The following is an 18644-nucleotide window of genomic DNA, read 5'->3' as shown; positions in this document are numbered from 1 at the left end:
AAGCGCCCCTAATATACGCAGCGCTTATCCCCGATAGCTCAGTTGGTAGAGCACCTGACTGTTAATCAGGTTGTCGCTGGTTCGAGCCCAGCTCGGGGAGCCAAACATCGCAAAAAGCCGCTCCACGGAGCGGCTTTTTCTGTTTCAGGGGCCCCAATGGCAAGCATCTACCTCGCTGGACCGGACGTCTTCTTCCCGGACACCATCCGCAACCCCATCGAAGCCACCAAAAAGGCCATCCTCGCTGAACACGGCCTTGAGGCCCTTTCTCCCTGCGACAATGACCTGGACCTCGACACTGCCAGCAGCCCGGCCCAGCTCATTTATGATGCCAACCGGAACCTCATGAACCAAGCCGACGGCCTTATCGCCAACCTTACGCCCTTTCGCGGCCCCAGCGCCGACGCCGGGACCATTTTCGAAGTGGGCTATATGATCGCCCAGAACAAGCTTGTTGCCGCCTACACCACCTGCACCACCCCTTACAACCAGCGCGTCTCTTGCGGCGCTGATACCGACGCCAATGGCAGCCTGGTTGAAGGATTCGGTCTGTGCGATAACCTGATGCTGGACTGTGGCATTGAGGCCAGTGGCGGGGTGTTTGTTTCAGGATCACTGGAATGGCGGAGCGAGGGCTTCACCCCCGAGGAATCATTCGATGAGGACCTGTTCCGAAAAGCCGCTGAAGTACTGTCAAAGCACTTCTAACGGCAGGAACCACCCTCAAGCTATCCGGGGCAGGATGAGGCAGTGCTAAGCGGGAAGCTCTGGAGCCATGGATGGCGGAAGAGCAGCGTACAGGGATGTATTTACAGCGTTTCCCGATTAGTACTGCCTCATCCTGCCCCCTGCAACGACTCAACAGGCTGGAGGACCACAAGCAATGAGCAGGAACAAAGATGGCGGCCTCGTCTACTCCACCGAAGCAGGCGGCAAAACCTGCCCCGAATGCCGCCACCCCCTCGACCAGTGCCAGTGCAGCAACGAAACCCGCTCAACCTCCAGCGATGGCACCGTCCGCATCCAGCGCGAGACCAAAGGCCGCAAAGGCAAGGGCGTCACTCTAGTCACAGGTCTCGACCTGCCAGAGAAAGACCTTAAGGCGTTCGCCAAAACCCTCAAGGCTAAATGCGGCACCGGCGGCACCGTCCGTGACGGCGTGATCGAGATCCAGGGCGACCACCGGGATACCCTGCTCAACGAGCTTGAGAAAAAAGGCTGGAAAGCGAAAAAAGCCGGCGGTTAGTCGCCCCTGGCCGCCACCAGCTCCTGCTCAATAGCTGCCAGCGCCGCCATGGGATCCGCCGCCCGCGTGATCGGGCGACCAATCACCAGATCATCACTGCCGGCAGCAATCGCCTTCGCTGGCGTCATCACACGCTGCTGGTCCCCCCGGGCGGCAGAAGCTGGCCGGATACCCGGCGTCACGAGCCGCAGCTCCGGCCCCAGGGACTCACGCAGCGACGACGCCTCGGCAGCCGAGCACACAATCCCATCCAGGCCGGACTCACATGCCACGCGGGATAGCCGGTTCACCGTAGCACCGGCACCACCCTCCCAGCCGATCTCCTGCAGTTCTGAATCAGTGAGACTGGTCAGTACTGTCACTCCGATCAACAGCGGCCGCTCCTCGCCAAACTTCGCCAACTCCCGCACACAGGCCTCCATCATCCGGCGGCCACCGGATGCATGGACATTCACCATCCAGACCCCCAACTCCGCCGCCGACGCCACGGCAGCCGCTGCGGTATTGGGAATATCGTGGAATTTCAGATCAAGAAAGACCTCAAATCCGCGACCTTGTAACGCCTGCACGAACCCCGGGCCGAAGCGGGTAAACATCTCCTTGCCCACCTTGAGACGGCACCGGCCCGGGTCCAACTGATCCACAAGCTGGAGCGCTTCCAGCCGGTCTGCAAAATCCAGAGCAACAACAATTGATGCCATCAATAACTCCCGCGACTACTCACCCTCAACCCCCTGATAGGGCTCAACAGTTTCCCAGTTCTTACAGCTTGGACAAAGCCAATGCAGCTGTTGCCCTCTAAAACCACAGCGCGTGCACTGGTAGGCGGGCCGGTTCTCCAGCAACCGTTGCCCGACCTGGCGCACCAGATGACGTGTGGATCCGTTCGCGGGGTCCTGCCCCTCTTCCATCTGAAGAAGGTGCAATAGTGCTCGCAGACTCGGGCGCTGCTGCAATTCATCATGAAGCAGGCGGAGCGCCCTCTCCCGTGAATTGAAGCGCTCCTCCTCTTCCGCCAGGCACAACAGCAATGTCGTCGATGGATGGTCACGGTAAATCCGGTACAGGCGCCGCAGGAGCTTACGCTCGATGCCAAACTCGTGAGCCAGACGCACCAGCCGCCGGACCGCTTCCGGGCCAAAAGCGGCGTTCTGATCAAAGACTTTCAGAAGCAGTTGCTGAGCCTCACGCCAGCTGCCACGTTCGCGCGCCAGATCCGCAAGCAGCAGGCTGGCGCGGACACAGCTGGGATCATGGAAAAGGGCTTGCTGCAGCAGTTCCCGAGGATCCGGCGTCATACTTGCAGCGCCCTGATCCGAGGCCTGCTCACACAGAAGATGAGCAAGCTGCTTGCGGATCTCCGGCGTATCGTTGATCCCTACCAGGGTCCGGGCCACTTCCACGGCTTTTTCCCAATCCCGTTCGCGCTGATAGACCAGTACCAGCTGTTCCGCTGCACGGGAACCATAGGCACGGGTCCCCAAAAGCTCCTGCAGCAGTGCTTCCGCCCGATCAAGAAGACCTGCCGCAAGATAGTCGAGAGCCAACTCATAGGTAACCTGTGATGAGTAACGGCTGGGTAGCTCCGGTCGCGCCAGCAGGTTCTGATGGATCAGCGTTGCCCGCGCCACTTCTCCCTTATCACGGAAATGGGCCCCAATCGAAAGATGCAGGTTGACCGTTTCGCGATTAACCTCAAGCGAATCCAGAAAGGATTCAATAGCCTCATCGGAATAGTTGGTGAACAGAAACTGGAGGCGTTCCCGGAGCCGGTCCTCGTCATCAATGGGAGCCGGTGAGGACTGGCGGTAAAGCCGCCAGCGCCCCAACCCCCAGCCGATGCCGACCGCCACCGCCAGCAACAGCCACTGCAGGATGGTGTTCATTCCATACTCTTGGCCGGATTCCGCTGCAGTCCACGAGACTGCTTTTCAGACTTGCGGAACTGGCGCTCCGCCCGACGGCGGCCGGCGCGCGCCCGCAACAGTGGCCCCAGCATTGCTCCAGCGCCCAGAATCACGCCCGCGATGAGCGTCAGAACCAGCACCAGCGCGACACTGACGGGAGGCGTCTGAACCAGAAGCAGATCCAGCACCACCTCTTGCCGGTTACCGAAGCTGAACAGCATTGCCGCCAATCCCAGAACAAGTGCCAGCAGAATAAGAACAATGCGACGTATCCTGGCCATCAGGCCCTCCCTACGGGATCAGTACCCGGCCTTCATGCTGTCATTGACCTTCTCGCGCAGATCCTTGCCCGGCTTGAAGTGGGGAACGTACTTTTCAGGCAGGTTCACGGATTCGCCGGTCTTGGGATTTCGACCTACACGCGGCGCCCGGTAATGCAGAGAGAAGCTCCCGAAGCCGCGGATTTCGATCCGCTCCCCTTCGGCCAGCGCCTGCGACATGTGATCAATCATCGTTTTGACCGCCAGCTCCACATCCTTGCCGGACAGCTGGGACTGTTTCGAGGCGATCACTTCTACCAGTTCGGATTTCGTCATGGTCCTGTCCTTCCTCACAGGTTCAGAAACGCCCTAAGTTTAGCGAACCTGATGAAAAAGACAAAAAAAACGGGCCTTTACAGCCCGTTTTTTTTGATAATTAACAGCCGCCAAAGCCTCAGCTGTTGTCGTTCTGCTGCATCTGCTCCTTGATCAGGTCACCAATGGTGGTGGCGCTGCTGGTACTCTCAGCTTTCTCGCGCACATCACGCATAGCTTCCTTATCGTCCTCAACATCCTTGGACTTGATCGACAGATTGATCACGCGATTCTTGCGGTCAACGCTGATGATCTTGGCTTCCACCTCGTCGCCTTCCTGAAGAACGTTGCGTGCATCCTCAACCTTGTCCCGGCTGACTTCGGAAGCCTTCAGAGTAGCTTCCACTTCTTCACTCAACGTTACGGTCGCCCCCTTGGCATCAACACTGCTTACAGTGCCAGTGACGATGCTGCCACGATCGTTGACCTGGGTGAATTCAGCGAAGGGATCGCTCTCGAGCTGCTTAATGCCCAGGGAGATACGCTCACGCTCCGGATCCACAGACAGGATGACGGTATCAACCTCGTCGCCCTTCTTATATTTGCGGACCGCTTCCTCACCGGTTTCGTTCCAACTGATGTCGGACAGGTGCACCAGACCATCGATACCGCCCTCAAGGCCGATAAAGATACCGAAGTCCGTGATGGACTTGATCTTACCGGAAATCCGGTCGCCCTTGTTGTAGTTCTGCGAGAACTCTTCCCAGGGATTTTGCTGGCACTGCTTGATACCCAGCGAAATACGGCGGCGCTCCTCGTCAATGTCGAGGATCATCACCTCAATCTCATCACCCACATCCACAACCTTGGAGGGATGGATGTTCTTGTTGGTCCAGTCCATCTCGGAGACGTGTACAAGACCCTCGACACCTTCTTCCAGCTCGGCGAAGCAGCCGTAATCGGTGAGGTTGGTGACCTTCGCCGGGACGCGCATGCTTTCCGGATAGCGTCCCTTGATGTTGATCCACGGATCCTCGCCCAACTGCTTCAGACCGAGAGAGACACGGTTGCGTTCACGATCGAACTTGAGAACCTTGACGTTGATCTCGTCGCCAACGTTCACGATTTCGCTCGGATGCTTGATACGCTTCCAGGCCATGTCTGTGATGTGCAGAAGGCCGTCAACACCGCCCAGATCCACGAAGGCGCCATAATCGGTAAGGTTTTTGACGATACCTTTGATTTCCATGCCTTCAGTGAGCGTTTCGAGCAGCTGCTCACGCTCGGCGCTGTTCTCAGCTTCCAGAACGGCACGACGGGAGACCACAACGTTATTGCGCTTGGCATCAAGCTTGATGACCTTGAAGTCGAGCTCTTTGTTCTCGAGGTGCGTGGTATCGCGCACCGGGCGAACGTCAACCAGAGAACCCGGAAGGAAGGCCCGGATGCCCTTGAGGTCGACAGTGAAGCCGCCCTTAACCTTGCCATTGATCACACCCTTGACCGCTTCTTCCGCCTCGAAGGCTTTTTCAAGCACTTTCCAGGCTTCAGCGCGCTTAGCTTTCTCACGCGACAGGCGGGTTGCCCCGAAACCGTCTTCCACGGCATCCAGCGCCACATCAACCTCGTCGCCCGGCGCGACCTCCAGCTCCCCATTCTCGCTGTAGAACTGGGATACCGGAATGATACCCTCAGACTTCAGACCGGCGTTGACCGTCACCCAGTCACTGTCAACGTCCACAACCGAGGCCTTGACAATCGACCCTGGTTGCATATCGATGTCTTTCAGGCTCTCTTCAAAAAGTTCCGCAAAGCTTTCGCTCATTGTGTGTCCTATGTGATCAATACCAAGCTCCCCGCGAGCCAGCCCTCCCGGGTCCGTTCATCATAAGCCTTCGCGCCGCCATGCTGGTCTCCCAACGGCCCGCCGGCACTCTCTCAATAACAACAAGGCGCTATCAGGTGTGGCCCGTTACTGCCAGGACCTGATCCAGCACCTCGTCAATCGACAATCCGGTTGTATCGACAACCCGCGCATCATCCGCCGGTTTCAGCGGCGCGGTTGAACGGTTTACGTCCCGCTCATCCCGAACCTGAATCTCTTCTATAAGGTCGGCAAGCTTAACATCCTCCCCCTGCGCCAGCAACTGCTCGTGGCGCCGCCGGGCCCGCTCCTCGGCCGAGGCGGTCAGGAATACCTTATGGCTTGCATCCGGGAAAACCACCGTCCCCATATCGCGGCCGTCGGCCACCAGACCGGGTGGCTGGCAGAAGTCCCGCTGGCGCTGGAGCAACGCCTGGCGGACCGAGGGGAGAGCCGCCACGCGGGAAGCACGATCGCCACATTCTTCGGTCCGGATGGCAGTAGTGGCGTCTGCACCGTTCAGAAAAACCCGGGCCGGCTCATCGCCCGGGCTCGGCTCGAACCGCACATCCAGAGCCCCTGCAACCCCAGCCAGCGCTGTCTCATCATCAAACGCCACAGCCTGTTTCATGGCCGCCAGAGCCGTGAGTCGATAGAGTGCGCCGCTGTCGAGCAGATGCCACCCCAGCTTCCGCGCCAGAAGCTGCGATATCGTGCCCTTGCCGGCCCCACCGGGGCCATCCACGGTGAGCACCGGTGCCTGTTCGGATGCCGTCATTGGGTCTCCTCAGAAGATTCAACGTTCAACCCGACCTTGTTGGCCAGTGCCACAAAACCGGGGAAAGAGGTGGCCACGTTCGCGCAGTCATCAATGCTGACGGGCCCGGTTGCCCGCAGGGCTGCAACCGTGAATGCCATCGCGATGCGGTGATCACCGTGGCTGTCGACTCTGCCGCCGCCGTAAGCGCCACCTTGGATCAGGATGCCGTCCTCACGGACGTCACTGGCGATACCCAACGCATCGAGACCATCCGCCATCACCTGGATCCGATCACTTTCCTTGACCCTCAGCTCCGCCGCTCCCACCAGCTCTGTACTGCCCTCAGCGTTAGCAGCTGCGATGAAGATCGCAGGGAACTCATCGATGGCCAGCGGCACTTGGTCCTCGGGAATGCGGATACCTGTCAACGGCGCATAGCGGATGCGCAGATCCGCGACGGGCTCACCGCCGGCCTCGCGCTCATTATGCAACTCAATCGCTGCGCCCATGGCCTTCAGGATGTTGAGGACGCCAATACGTGTCGAATTAACACCGACATGGCGCAGCCAAAGATCAGACCCCGGCGTGATCGCCGCAGCGACAATGAAGAAGGTGGCTGAGGAAATGTCAGCGGGTACGTCAATGGTGCAGGCGCTCAGATGACCACCGCCACTAAGCCGTGCCACAGCTCCCTCCTGCGCTACAGGGTAACCAAACCCCTTGAGCATGCGCTCGGTGTGGTCCCGCGTCGGGGCCGGCTCCGTCACCGTGGTCTCACCCTCGGCATACAGACCAGCCAGCAACAGACAGGACTTCACCTGGGCGCTGGCCACGGGCAGCTCATAGTCAATGCCCTTCAGCGGCTGGTCGCCGGCGATGTGAAGCGGCGGCCTGCCGCCCTCGGCGGTATCAATATGCGCTCCCATCAGCCGCAACGGGTCCGCCACCCTCGCCATGGGCCGGCGCGTCAGGCTGGCATCGCCAGTGAGTTCGGTATCAAAGCGCTGACCTGCCAGAAGCCCGGCGAATAAGCGCATGGCGGTTCCGGAATTACCCACATAGAGTGATCCATGGGGCGGCTGCAGCCCGTGCAGATCCACACCGTGGATACGCACAAACCCCGCGTCCGGTCCCTCGATGGTCACGCCCATATCACGGAAGGCCTGAAGCGTGGCGAGACTGTCTTCGCCCTCAAGAAAGCCGGAGACATCGGTTACGCCCTCGGCAAGCGCCCCCAGCATGACGGCGCGGTGGGACATGGACTTGTCCCCGGGCACCCGGATATCGCCCTGGATGGCGCCAGCAGGCCGGGCGGTGTAGGTCACGGTCTGATCGGTCATGGTGTTGAGATAGGCCTCACCGGAAAGGATTCGGGAAAAGTGCTCGCGTGCCGCCTTGGCGCGGGTGAACACCTGCTGCAACCGCTGACCATCACCGGCGGCAATGGCCTCGCCAAGCTGGTCAAGATCGCTGCGGAAATGCTGCAGTGCTTCCAGCACTGCCTCACGGTTCGCCAGGAAAATATCGCGCCACATCACGGGGTCACTGGCGGCAATGCGGGTAAAATCACGGAAGCCGCCGGCAGCGTAGCGAAAGATATCCTGGCTGTCGTCCTCGCCAGCCAGCGTATCCACCAGCGAAAAAGCGATCAGGTGCGGCAGATGACTGGTAGCAGCAAGCACCTCGTCGTGTCGCGCCACCGGCATGGTCAGCACTTCGGCACCGCAGGCGGACCAGAGTTGGCACATTTTCTTGAGTGCGCCGGCGTCGGTTTCCGGTTCCGGCGTCAGGATCACCTTGTGATCCCGGAACAGGTCCGCGTCAGCGGCGCCGACCCCGCTCCTTTCAGAACCGGCGATCGGATGACCGGGCACAACGGTTACGGGCAATTCACCGAAAACACCACGCACATCCGCCACAAACCCGCCCTTAACGCTGCCCACGTCCGTGAGCACTGCGCCTTCCGGCAGGGCACCGCGGATCTGCGCCAGCACGGCACGGTTGGCCCGCACCGGTACGGCCAGCACCACGAGATCCGCGTTCGCTACGGCACACGCCGCATCCGTTTCACTTTCATCGATCAGGCCCAGACGACGCCCTTCTTCCAGGGGACCAGAGCGCTCATCACAGCCCACCACTGTGGCAACCAGCCCACGGGTCTTCGCAGCCTGTGCCAGGGAACCGCCGATCAAACCCAGGCCGATCACGGCCATACGCTGGAACACTGGGGTGTCGTCGCTGGCCATCAGCCCAGCACCTTCTCCAGCGCTTGCAGACAACGCCGGTTTTCGTGCTCGAGCCCAACCGAAACGCGCAGGTGCCGGGGCATTCCATAAGCACCCACCGGGCGCACAATAACCCCCTCGTGCAGAAGGGCATCGTTCACCTCGTTGGCGTCCCGCCCAGTATCCAGGGCGATGAAGTTGGCCGCCGAGGGAATATAGTCCAGCCCCAGCCGGTCAAAGCCGACCGCCAGCTGCTCCAGCCCCGCCCGGTTCACCTCGATTGCGCGCTCAATGTAGGTCTGGTCATTCAGTACCGCCGTCGCTGCGGCCTGCGCCAGGGCATTAGCGTTGAAAGGCTGGCGCACGCGATTGATGACATCCGCAATCTCCGGACTGGATATGCCGTACCCCATGCGCAACCCCGCCAGCCCCCAGGCCTTTGAAAAGGTGCGCGAGACCACCAGGTTCGGGAACTCGCTGAGCCACTGAACACCGTCTGCGTACTGCGGCCCCTGCAGGTACTCACAGTAGGCCTCGTCCAGCACAATGACGACGTTTTCTGGTACCCGTTTGAGGAACCGGTAGACTGCGTCTTTCTCGACCACTGTACCGGTGGGGTTATTCGGGTTGGCGACGAAGACCAGCCGCGTCTTTTGCGTAATGGCGTCCGCCATTGCCTCCAGGTCATGTCCCCAGTTGCGCGCCGGTACTTTCACGTGATCCGCACCAATGGCCTGGGTCACGATGGGGTAGACGGCAAAGGCATGCTCGGAATAAACGATCTCGGTGCCGGGTTCGGCAAAAGCGCGCGCGACCAGTTCCAGTACATCATTGGAGCCGTTACCCAACGTCAGCATTTCGGGCATCACGTTCAGACGCTCTGCCAGAGTCTGACGCAGAGTATAGGCGGCCCCATCCGGGTACCGGGTCACTTCCGGGAGTGCGCTTTCAACCGCCGCGATGACACGGTCACTGGGCCCCAAAGGATTCTCATTGCTGGCCAGTTTCACGATCCGCTCTGGGTCAAGCCCCAGCTCGCGCGCCAGCTCATCCACCGGCTTGCCCGGCTGGTACGGCTGCAGGCCCTGCACGCCGCGCGCGGCCAACGCCTCGTAATCACAGCTCATCACAGCACTCCCATGGGGTAAGACCCCAGATGCTTCAGTTCCTGACTCTCAGCTTCAATCTCATTCAGAACCGCCTGGATGACGGGCGCGTCCCGGTGACCGACGAAGTCGATATAGAACACGTAAGCCCAGGTGGCTCTGGGCGATGGCCGGGTTTCAAGGCGGGTCAGATCAATGCCTTCGCGCTTAAACGGCTCCAGAAGCTCATAAAGGGCGCCTGGGCGGTTGCGCATGGAAACCAGGATGGAGGTCTTGTCCTGCCCGCTGGGAGGCACGGCTTCGGTGCCGATGATCAGAAAACGCGTGGTGTTGTCCGGCCGGTCCTCGATGTTGCCGTGGGCGATTCCAAGACCGTAGAGCGAGGCCGCCATGTCCCCGGCAATGGCGGCGGCGCCCTCCTCTTGGCTGGCCAGGCGGGCCGCCTCGGCATTGCTGGAGACGGTGATACGCTCGACAGCTGGCCAGTGGCTGTCCAGCCACTTGCGGCACTGGGCAAACGACTGCTGGTGCGAATACAGGCGCGTAATACCGGCTTCATCCTGGCCCGGATGCCTCAGAAGGTGGTGATGAATGCGCAGCTGAACCTCACCACAGATTTTCAGCCCCGACCCCATGAACATATCAAGTGTGTGATTGATCATCCCCTCGGTGGAATTCTCCACCGGCACTACCCCGTACTGGGCGTTACCGGATTCCACCTCACGAAAGACATCACCAATAGCGGATAACGGGGTGCTCAGCACCGAGTGACCGAAATGCTTGAACGCCGCTGCCTGGGTGAAGGTGCCCTCCGGTCCCAGAAACGCGATCGTCATGGGTTTTTCCAGCGCCAGGCAGGCGGACATCACCTCACGGAACAGACGCGCCATTTCCTCGTCGGCCAGTGGCCCCGGGTTACGCTCCTTAATGCGGCTGAGAATGCGCGCCTCGCGCTCCGGGCGGTAGAACGCCACATCCTCTTCCGGCTTCGCTTGCTGCTTCACCTCGGCCACGTCCCGGGCGCACTCGGCCCGTTCACTGATCAGCTTAAGCAGGTCGTCATCGATCTGGTCGATGCGCTTGCGCAACCGGGCCAGACGCGCCTCTTCGTCGCTCATGGTCAGCCTTTTTCTTTTTCGAATTCCGCCATGTAGTCAATCAGCGCCCCAATACCGGCTTCCGGCATCGCGTTGTAGATGCTTGCCCGCATACCGCCCACCGAGCGATGGCCCTTGAGGTTGAGCAGGCCACGGGCCTCGGCGCCCTCAAGGAAGGCATCATTGAGACTGTCATCCGCAAGGGTGAACGGCACGTTCATCAGTGACCGGTTTTCCGGCTGAACCGGATTGGCGTAGAAGCCACTCGCATCAATGAAGCCGTAAAGGCGATTGGCCTTGCGCCGGTTGATGTCCGCCATGGCCTGGAGGCCACCGTGGCGCTTGAGCCACTGGAAGACCAGCCCCGCCAGGTACCAGGCGTAGGTGGGTGGGGTGTTGTACATGGAATCGGCTTTATCGTGAACGGCGTAGTCCAGCATCGCCGGTGTGCCGTCACGCGCGTTGCCGATCAGATCCCGGCGTACGATCACAAGGGTCAGCCCGGCAGGGCCAATGTTCTTCTGCGCACCGGCGTAGATCATGCCATAACGTGTAACGTCGACCGGCTCAGAGAGAATGGCCGAAGACCAGTCCGCCACCACAGGCACATCCCCGGCCTCCGGGAAGCGGCTGTACGCCAGCCCGCCGATGGTTTCGTTAGGCGTGATGTGTAGATAGCGGGCCTCGGGGCGCGTCCGCCACTGAGCCGGATCCGGCACATGGGTGTAGCCGTCCGCTTCAGAGCTGGCCACTTCCCTGACGTCCGTGAACCGACCCGCCTCCGCAATCGCCTTGCGCGACCAGACGCCGGTGTTGACGTAGTCAACCGGGTCATTGGGCCCTGCCAGATTCAGCGGCACCCCCGCAAACTGGCTACTGGCGCCCCCCTGCAGGAAAAGCACAGCGTAGTCGTCCGGAATGCCCATCAGCTCACGCAGGTCCTGTTCCGCCTGCTGCGCGATGCCGACAAAGGCATCCCCCCGGTGGCTCATTTCCATAACCGACAGGCCCGTACCCTGCCAGTCCAGCATTTCGTCGCGCGCCTGCGTCAACACTTCCTCCGGCAAAGCTGCCGGGCCGGCGCAAAAGTTATAGGCTCGTGTCATGGGTCAGTCCTGTTCCCCGTCTTCGTCATCATCGTCGCTGCTGTCTTCAATCCTCTGGATGCCTACCAGGCGCTCGTCATCACCGGTCATCCGGATCAGGCGCACGCCCTGGGTATTGCGTCCACTGATCGAGACATCCTCGATACCGGTACGCACCAGCGTACCCTGGTTGGAGATCAGCATGATCTCATTGCCCTCAAATACCTGCAGCGCGCAGACCAGGTCGCCGTTGCGCTCAGAGCACTGCATGGCAATCACACCCTGGCTGCCGCGGCTGTAGGCCGGGAATTCCTCAACTTTCGTGCGCTTGCCAAAACCGTTCTCACTCGCCGTAAGGATATACCCTTCCGGATCCGGCTGGATCAGCGATACCACCTGCTCACCCGCCTTGAGCCGGATGCCGCGCACGCCCCGCGCCGTACGGCCCATGGAGCGCACCTGATCCTCGGTAAAGCGCACGGCCTTGCCAGAGGTGGCCAGCATCATGATTTCGGTTCCGCCCTCGGTAATGACAGCGCCAATCAGGTGATCACCCTCGTCCAGGTTGGTGGCGATCAGGCCGGAGCTGCGTGGGCGCGAGAAATGTTCCAGCGGTGTTTTCTTGACCGTGCCGTTGGCGGTGGCCATGAACACATAATGGCCCTCGGTGTACTCACGCACCGGCAGAAAGGTGGAAATACGCTCGTCGTCATCCAGTGGCAGGATGTTGACCATGGGCCTGCCACGGGAGTTGCGGCTGCCCTGCGGGATCTCGAACACGCGCAGCCAGTACACCTTGCCCTTGTCCGTGAAGCACAGGATGGTGTCGTGGGAGTTGGCCACCAGCAGGGTCTCGATGAAGTCCTCATCCTTCATGCTGGTGGCGGACTTGCCACGGCCACCGCGACGCTGTGCCCGGTAATCCTCGAGCGGCTGCGTCTTGGCGTAGCCGTTGTGGGAAATCGTGACCACCAAATCCTCTTCATCGATCAGATCCGCCGTGGTCAGATCCTGGCGTGAGCTCACGATCTCGGTACGGCGCGCATCACCAAACTCATCGCGGATTTTTTCCAGCTCCTCGCGGATGACCTGCATCAGTCGGTCCGGGTTGCTCAGGATCTCGATCAGCTCCCCGATCTTGGTGAGGATGTCCTTGTATTCACTGAACAGCTTTTCCGTCTCAAGGCCGGTCAAGCGATGCAGGCGTAGATCCAGAATCGCCTGGGCCTGCTCCGGCGAAAGATGGTACTGCCCGTCACGCAGGCCATAACCTTCCGGCAGATCGTCTGGGCGGCAGGCGTCAGCACCGGCGCGCTCGAGCATGTCGTTGACCTGCCCCGGCTGCCAGCCCTGGGCCAGCAGCTTTTCCTTGGCCTCGGCGGCACCCGGCGACGCCTTGATCAGCTCAATCACCTCATCGATGTTGGCCAGCGCCACAGAAAGGCCTTCCAGAACATGACCACGCTCGCGTGCCTTGCGCAGTTCATAGATTGTGCGGCGTGTCACCACCTCACGCCGGTGCAGCAGGAAACGCTCCAGCATCTGCTTGAGGTTGAGCACCTGGGGCTCGCCATCCACCAGAGCTACACAGTTGATGCCGAACACGTTCTCGAGCTGGGTGTTTTTGAACAGGTTATTGACGATCACCTCGGGGTTCTCGCCCTTGCGCACTTCAATCACAATGCGGATGCCTTCCTTGCTGGACTCATCCCGCAGCTCGCTGATGCCCTCGAGGCGCTTTTCCTTGACCAGCTCCGCGATCTTCTCGATCAGGCGCGCCTTATTTACCTGGTAAGGCAGCTCATTGAAGATGATGGCGTCCTTACCAGTCTTCCTGTCGTGCTCGATCTCATGCCGCGCGCGCACGTAGATGCGGCCCCGGCCGGTCCGGTAGGCCTGCACGATCCCTGCGCGGCCGCTGATCAGCCCCTCGGTGGGGAAGTCGGGGCCCGGAACGTATTCCATCAGGTCATCAACGCTGAGCGAATCGTCCTCGACCAGGGCCAGGCAGGCTTCAACCACCTCGCGCAGGTTATGCGGGGGGATATTGGTGGCCATACCCACCGCGATCCCGGAAGAGCCGTTGACCAGCAGGTTGGGTACCCGCGTGGGCAGTACCTCGGGGATCTGCTCGGTACCGTCGTAGTTGGGAACATAGTCGACGGTTTCCTTGTCGAGATCCGCCAGCAGCTCGTGCGCGAGCTTGCGCATGCGCACTTCTGTGTAACGCATTGCTGCGGCGTTGTCGCCGTCAATGGAGCCGAAGTTGCCCTGGCCGTCCACCAGCGTGTAGCGCAATGAAAACGGCTGGGCCATACGCACAATGGTGTCGTACACCGCCGCATCACCGTGCGGATGGTATTTACCAATGACGTCACCCACCACGCGGGCGGACTTTTTGTAGGCCTTGTTCCAGTCGTTGCCGAGCTCGTCCATGGCGAACAGCACCCGGCGGTGCACCGGCTTCAGCCCGTCCCGAACATCCGGCAGCGCCCGCCCCACGATCACGCTCATGGCGTAATCCAGGTAGGACTGCTTGAGTTCTTCTTCGATGTTAACCGGCAGGATTTCTCTGGCTAGCTCTCCCATCGGGACGTCATCCTTCCTGTGTTCTGGCGGTGGTCTGCGGCGTGCTGCACGGGCACGCCAAAGCCGCCTATACTACCACAGAATGCACGACCCGGTGGAATCCGGGGCGCCTTCCGCGCCCCGGAGGACATACTGGGGTGGACTTGCTCAGGCTCCGTAGAGCTCGTCGGTGCGCGCCGCCATTATGAAGTCGTTGCGGTGCAGCCCGCCGATCTTGTGGGTCCACCAGACGACCGCCACCTTGCCGTACTCAGTGGTGATCATCGGATGGTGGTCCACCTCCTCGGCCATTTCGCCAACCTTATTGGTAAAGGCCAGGGCTTCAGCAAAGTTCTTCAGCTTGAAGGTCCGCTCCAGCTGCTCCTCGCCATTGCGGGTGACATAGGCCCACTCAGGCACTTCAGCACCCAGCTCCTTTTTCTCTTCTTCAGTCGCCAGTGGCGAATCCTTGCTGCAGGCCTCACAGGTCTGTTGCGTTAACGTACTCATCTTGCCTCTCCCTTTACTTCACTTGTTTGTGATCAAGATCCATCATTGCTCGCTTTATGGGTTTCGTAAACCCATTGCAGGTCGCACTTTCACGACACAGAAAGCGTGAACTGACCGGCAAATTAACAGCCTGTCAGCCTCGACAAAGCCCCTGCACCGGTCTACCTTTTCAGTCAGGCACCGTAAACTCGGCCGTCATACCGGCTTCTACTGCGGGTTGAGCGGGCGCAGCACCGATTTACGACAAGACAATAAAAGGAAGGAAGGTCCGACCTATGTACAAAAAAACATTACTGAGCCTTGCCGTTGCCTCTACCGTGGGCCTCTCGGGGTGTTTCTCGGATGGCGGTAACGACAATGCCGGGGCAAACACGGCGGATACGCCGACCCAGGCGGAACAGGGGACTTACCCGGTTTTCAATCCGGTAACTAGTGAGCTGCCGACTCCGAACGACTTAATTTTCGATACGGAGGCGGGTGACGGTTCATTCAGCGTGGACATCCCTGCAGCGGACAAAGGCAATCCGGTTCTGGAAGCGCTAAACAACCTAAGTGGTGCTTCGACCGTGGCGCCAGCCGTTATCCAATTTAACGGAAAGATCGACGCTTCAACCGTAGATTCTCAAGCGTTTCTTCCTCCCAATGACAAAAGGAACCCAACCGACGGCCCCATCCCGAACCCAACTCAGAATGTTTTCCTGATTGAGTTGCAGTACGCCAGCGGTGCTCCGGTTCGCGCCTTTTCCGCTCAGGAACCACCGACGGCACCCACAGCAATAACGGCTCAGGTTGCAGCCGGTGCCGACGGTGCTCCGCCCCAGGACCTTTCAGGGCGCAACCAACCGGAAGCCGGGGCGGCTCTGGCCGACCTAGCGCAGAATCGCCGCTACGATCATGACGTGGAGGAGCTGGACGGTAATTCGGCTATTCGTATCCGGCCCAACAAACCACTGGACCCTCTCAAGCGATATCTCGTAGTCGTAACGGATGACGTGAAAGATATGAGCGGCGATCCAATTAACTCCTCGCCCTCTTACACCAGGCTCTCAGATGATGAAACTGGAGACATAGGTAACTCCAGCCTCGACACGGTACGCGGGCTTATCAATGGACTCTGGGAATCTGTAGCCACCGAGTATTTCAAGGTTACGAACAGTAGCCGCGAGGGGCGCCCAGACCTTAAGAAACTCAGTGAAGAAAACATTGCACTATCCTACACATTCACGACCAGTGAAGATGAAAAGGTTCTCAGCCATATCGCCAACCCGGCCAACTGGATTGCCGATCAAGTCGAACGCGCCACCAAGCGCAGCGCGGCCGATGCGGCCATGGAAAACGGCGCCACTGACTTTTCCGGGGTAAGCAGTGCCGTCAATACAGCAGTGGCGAACTTCAAGCCCAGCGAGCAACTAAATCCGGCACTTAAACCCTGTGACAGTGATGCTGATCCGGCAAGTGACGGGTTCCAGACCGTTCTTCAGGAAGGCGAACCACCAGTTACCCTCTCAGATCAGTTCCAGTGCATTGGTGTGGCCCTTGAAGGTTCTCTCAGCAGCGCTGGCTTCCCCACGCCTTCAGCCCGAGATTTCTCTTTCGGTACTACGACGGATGCCGTCGCACTTTCCTCAGTGCTGAGCCAAGTCGTTAGTCAGGGCGATATCAACGTGCATCAGGGCTCGATTACTCTGCCCTACTATCTGGGCATCCCGGACAGCAGCAGTGGCGCGCCGATCAAGACCTCAAGCTGGCAACCGGACTCCGGCCTTGCTGCCATCATCGCTGATGCGACTGGTTTCGACATTCCTCAAGCGGATCCGAGCACCAGTGAGGTTCTCAACTACAACTTCCCGTTCCCTGAAAAGCAGGCCGATCTCCAGGTCCCCATGGTGACGATCACCTCTAGCGATGTTGGTACTGCAGAGCTGAAAGATGGTAGCGACAAATACCCTGTTGTGATCTATCAGCACGGTATTACAACCGACCGTAGCGCGGCTCTTGCGTTCGGCAGCAAGCTTGTTAACTCATACGACGCAGCAACCGGTGGGGAGGAACTGGTAGTCATCGCAATTGATCAGCCATTGCACGGCGTTGATCCTGCCTCAAACGAGGAGCGGCTGACGCTGGCTGGGAGCCTCTTTGCGAGCATCGAGGAAGGTAACGATATGGTTCCGGAAGGGTCGCTCAACACGGAAGCAAACCAACAGCTCGCGGTGGATGGAAATGCCCAAGCCCTTGCCGACAACAACCAAGCACTTGACCTGACATCAGCCAAAGGCATCGTCGGGACGGTCAGCCGCGCAGGAAGCACGATCCCCGGCTTGGCACCGACCTTCACCGATAGCGGTGTCAACGACAGCGGTGTAACCGAACGCCACTTCGGCTATACCGCCAACGAAGCGAACCAGCCGGTCGAGATGAACTTCGATGCAAGCGCCGCGCTGGGCACATCCGGGTCACTCTTCATCAACCTGAGCAACTTCCTGAACGGGCGTGACAACCTGCGCCAGGGCTCCCTGGATCTGATGAATCTTCGTGCAACCATCGAAAACATGGCAGGTCTGGACGGCAGCAGCACTTACTTCGTAGGCCACTCTCTTGGCACTCAGACCGGCGGCACCTTCGCGGGCGCGGTTAAACAGAGCAATGCTGAGAGTCAGCTTCCAACTGCACTGTCACTGGCCGGTGTTCACCTCCAGACCCCTGTGGCCGGAATCGTGCGTCTCTTGGAGAACTCGCCCTCCTTCGCGCCAACAGTTGTCGGTGGTCTCCAGGCCTCTGCTGGCATCAGTCAGGGCGATTCCAGTTACGAAACCTACTTGAACGTTAATCAGGCTGCTCTGGATTCGGCTGACCCCATCAACTTCGCACCACAACTGGCTGACAGCAATACGCTGATCAGCCAGGTCAATGGTGATCGCACAACGCCCAACGCGGCCGATACACGCTTCAGCGACATGATTGAGGGCGTGCCGGGCTACGATGGTGGACCGCTGAACGTATTTTTCCCGAATGGTCTCACGGTCGATTCATTTGAGGCACCGCTCACAGGCTCCGAAGCACTCGCGAAGCTTATGAGGCTCAGTGCGGGCGGGGCCGAAATCAACACAGGCACCAGTGGGCAGACCACCCCTGCGATCACACGCTATCTGGCAGGGACCCATGGTGTGCCGGTTCTGCCACAGGCGGAGTCGGTGGACGCTGGTGGTGTCAAGAAAGACCGAAACATTGCTCAGTCTGAGAAGGAGGTGGTCAGTTCCCAGAACGCTCAACTGGTCTTTGGCGAACTCGTCTCTCAGACACTTCAGATGGTTCAGGGAGCTCCAAATATTACTGGAGGCAAAGCGGCGGAAGGAGCCGGCTCTAACGTAATACAGAAAGACTGACGACGTCAGCACATAGAAAGCGATGCAACAGAGCCCCGGCTTCGGTCGGGGCTTTTTTATGCAGTAGTATCTACCCTTATCTGCAAAGCGGATCAAACCCTGTCTATCGTAAGCGCCAGAGAACCGACACCTACCCCCGAGTCTGATGACCCGCACCGAGCGGCATCATTTCTGGCAACAGACCCTGACTTACTGGGCGGACTCCGGGCTTTCCGGCGCCGCCTTCTGCCGCGAACACGTCCTCGGCTACCACCAGTTCCGCTACTGGTGCCGCAAGTTGCGCCCTGAGGGCGAGTCGCAGACTGGCAACGGATTCAC

At 59.9% G+C, this 18644-nt stretch carries 15 protein-coding genes, 1 tRNA gene and 1 pseudogene; 5 read left to right on the top strand and 12 right to left on the bottom strand.

Annotation, left to right across the window (positions count from 1 at the left end):
• Positions 1-27: 27 nt before the first annotated feature.
• From AAF659_RS02160 to AAF659_RS02150, 3 genes are all read left to right on the top strand, one after another.
• Positions 28-103, top strand: a tRNA-Asn gene (locus AAF659_RS02160).
• A 53-nt stretch (positions 104-156) separates the two neighbouring features.
• Positions 157-708, top strand: coding sequence for a nucleoside 2-deoxyribosyltransferase (locus AAF659_RS02155; protein WP_349750052.1), 552 nt, complete (start codon positions 157-159; stop codon positions 706-708).
• Between the two features lie 175 nt (positions 709-883).
• The gene (locus AAF659_RS02150; RefSeq protein ID WP_349750051.1) at positions 884-1246 is read left to right on the top strand and encodes a translation initiation factor Sui1; all 363 of its coding nucleotides are present in this window, start codon (positions 884-886) and stop codon (positions 1244-1246) included.
• On the opposite strand, the gene pyrF is transcribed toward AAF659_RS02150, so the two are convergent.
• The 12 genes from pyrF to AAF659_RS02090 form a co-directional block, all read right to left on the bottom strand.
• Positions 1243-1947 (bottom strand): orotidine-5'-phosphate decarboxylase, encoded by a 705-nt coding sequence (gene pyrF / locus AAF659_RS02145; RefSeq protein WP_349750050.1) that lies wholly within the window; start codon positions 1945-1947, stop codon positions 1243-1245. The genes AAF659_RS02150 and pyrF overlap by 4 nt on opposite strands.
• 15 nt (positions 1948-1962) lie before the next feature.
• Positions 1963-3132, bottom strand: a complete 1170-nt coding sequence (gene lapB / locus AAF659_RS02140) for a lipopolysaccharide assembly protein LapB (protein ID WP_349750049.1) — start codon at positions 3130-3132, stop codon at positions 1963-1965.
• Entirely contained in the window at positions 3129-3434 is a 306-nt protein-coding gene (locus AAF659_RS02135) for a lipopolysaccharide assembly protein LapA domain-containing protein (protein ID WP_349750048.1), read from the bottom strand. Before AAF659_RS02135 ends, lapB begins: the two co-directional genes overlap by 4 nt.
• 18 nt (positions 3435-3452) lie before the next feature.
• Positions 3453-3749 (bottom strand): integration host factor subunit beta, encoded by a 297-nt coding sequence (locus AAF659_RS02130; protein ID WP_349750047.1) that lies wholly within the window; start codon positions 3747-3749, stop codon positions 3453-3455.
• Positions 3750-3867: 118 nt separating this feature from the next.
• Entirely contained in the window at positions 3868-5553 is a 1686-nt protein-coding gene (gene rpsA, locus AAF659_RS02125) for a 30S ribosomal protein S1 (RefSeq protein ID WP_349750046.1), read from the bottom strand.
• 133 nt (positions 5554-5686) lie between these two features.
• Positions 5687-6370, bottom strand: coding sequence for a (d)CMP kinase (gene cmk / locus AAF659_RS02120; RefSeq protein ID WP_349750045.1), 684 nt, complete (start codon positions 6368-6370; stop codon positions 5687-5689).
• Positions 6367-8598 (bottom strand): bifunctional prephenate dehydrogenase/3-phosphoshikimate 1-carboxyvinyltransferase, encoded by a 2232-nt coding sequence (locus AAF659_RS02115; RefSeq protein ID WP_349750044.1) that lies wholly within the window; start codon positions 8596-8598, stop codon positions 6367-6369. Before AAF659_RS02115 ends, cmk begins: the two co-directional genes overlap by 4 nt.
• The gene (gene hisC / locus AAF659_RS02110) at positions 8598-9704 is read right to left on the bottom strand and encodes a histidinol-phosphate transaminase (RefSeq protein WP_349750043.1); all 1107 of its coding nucleotides are present in this window, start codon (positions 9702-9704) and stop codon (positions 8598-8600) included. The genes AAF659_RS02115 and hisC overlap by 1 nt, the downstream gene beginning before the upstream one ends.
• Positions 9704-10801, bottom strand: coding sequence for a prephenate dehydratase (gene pheA / locus AAF659_RS02105; RefSeq protein ID WP_349750042.1), 1098 nt, complete (start codon positions 10799-10801; stop codon positions 9704-9706). The genes hisC and pheA overlap by 1 nt, the downstream gene beginning before the upstream one ends.
• A gap of 2 nt (positions 10802-10803) precedes the next feature.
• Positions 10804-11886: a 3-phosphoserine/phosphohydroxythreonine transaminase gene (gene serC / locus AAF659_RS02100; RefSeq protein ID WP_349750041.1), complete on the bottom strand. Its 1083-nt coding sequence runs from the start codon at positions 11884-11886 to the stop codon at positions 10804-10806.
• A gap of 3 nt (positions 11887-11889) precedes the next feature.
• On the bottom strand, positions 11890-14454 hold the full coding sequence (gyrA, locus tag AAF659_RS02095) for a DNA gyrase subunit A (RefSeq protein ID WP_349750040.1): 2565 nt from the start codon (positions 14452-14454) through the stop codon (positions 11890-11892).
• 147 nt (positions 14455-14601) lie between these two features.
• Positions 14602-14943: a 4a-hydroxytetrahydrobiopterin dehydratase gene (locus tag AAF659_RS02090; protein WP_349750039.1), complete on the bottom strand. Its 342-nt coding sequence runs from the start codon at positions 14941-14943 to the stop codon at positions 14602-14604.
• A gap of 275 nt (positions 14944-15218) precedes the next feature.
• On the opposite strand from AAF659_RS02090, the gene AAF659_RS02085 reads away from it, so the two are divergent.
• Positions 15219-18326: a hypothetical protein gene (locus AAF659_RS02085; RefSeq protein ID WP_349750038.1), complete on the top strand. Its 3108-nt coding sequence runs from the start codon at positions 15219-15221 to the stop codon at positions 18324-18326.
• A 145-nt stretch (positions 18327-18471) separates the two neighbouring features.
• A pseudogene (gene tnpA, locus AAF659_RS15035) lies at positions 18472-18633 on the top strand (IS66 family insertion sequence element accessory protein TnpA); the annotation flags it as partial.
• Positions 18634-18644: the final 11 nt, after the last annotated feature.

Source organism: Salicola sp. Rm-C-2C1-2 (assembly GCF_040196175.1).
Classification (GTDB): domain Bacteria; phylum Pseudomonadota; class Gammaproteobacteria; order Pseudomonadales; family Oleiphilaceae; genus Halospina.
Note: the sequence above shows the minus strand (reverse complement) of the source record. Positions and strands in the feature narration are given on the sequence as shown.

Coding starts and splice junctions, on each gene's coding strand:
- AAF659_RS02155 (WP_349750052.1), top strand. CDS start 157: ATGGCAAGCATCTACCTCGCTGGACCGGACGTCTTCTTCCCGGACACC.
- AAF659_RS02150 (WP_349750051.1), top strand. CDS start 884: ATGAGCAGGAACAAAGATGGCGGCCTCGTCTACTCCACCGAAGCAGGC.
- pyrF (WP_349750050.1), bottom strand. CDS start 1,947: ATGGCATCAATTGTTGTTGCTCTGGATTTTGCAGACCGGCTGGAAGCG.
- lapB (WP_349750049.1), bottom strand. CDS start 3,132: ATGAACACCATCCTGCAGTGGCTGTTGCTGGCGGTGGCGGTCGGCATC.
- AAF659_RS02135 (WP_349750048.1), bottom strand. CDS start 3,434: ATGGCCAGGATACGTCGCATTGTTCTTATTCTGCTGGCACTTGTTCTG.
- AAF659_RS02130 (WP_349750047.1), bottom strand. CDS start 3,749: ATGACGAAATCCGAACTGGTAGAAGTGATCGCCTCGAAACAGTCCCAG.
- rpsA (WP_349750046.1), bottom strand. CDS start 5,553: ATGAGCGAAAGCTTTGCGGAACTTTTTGAAGAGAGCCTGAAAGACATC.
- cmk (WP_349750045.1), bottom strand. CDS start 6,370: ATGACGGCATCCGAACAGGCACCGGTGCTCACCGTGGATGGCCCCGGT.
- AAF659_RS02115 (WP_349750044.1), bottom strand. CDS start 8,598: ATGGCCAGCGACGACACCCCAGTGTTCCAGCGTATGGCCGTGATCGGC.
- hisC (WP_349750043.1), bottom strand. CDS start 9,704: ATGAGCTGTGATTACGAGGCGTTGGCCGCGCGCGGCGTGCAGGGCCTG.
- pheA (WP_349750042.1), bottom strand. CDS start 10,801: ATGAGCGACGAAGAGGCGCGTCTGGCCCGGTTGCGCAAGCGCATCGAC.
- serC (WP_349750041.1), bottom strand. CDS start 11,886: ATGACACGAGCCTATAACTTTTGCGCCGGCCCGGCAGCTTTGCCGGAG.
- gyrA (WP_349750040.1), bottom strand. CDS start 14,454: ATGGGAGAGCTAGCCAGAGAAATCCTGCCGGTTAACATCGAAGAAGAA.
- AAF659_RS02090 (WP_349750039.1), bottom strand. CDS start 14,943: ATGAGTACGTTAACGCAACAGACCTGTGAGGCCTGCAGCAAGGATTCG.
- AAF659_RS02085 (WP_349750038.1), top strand. CDS start 15,219: ATGTACAAAAAAACATTACTGAGCCTTGCCGTTGCCTCTACCGTGGGC.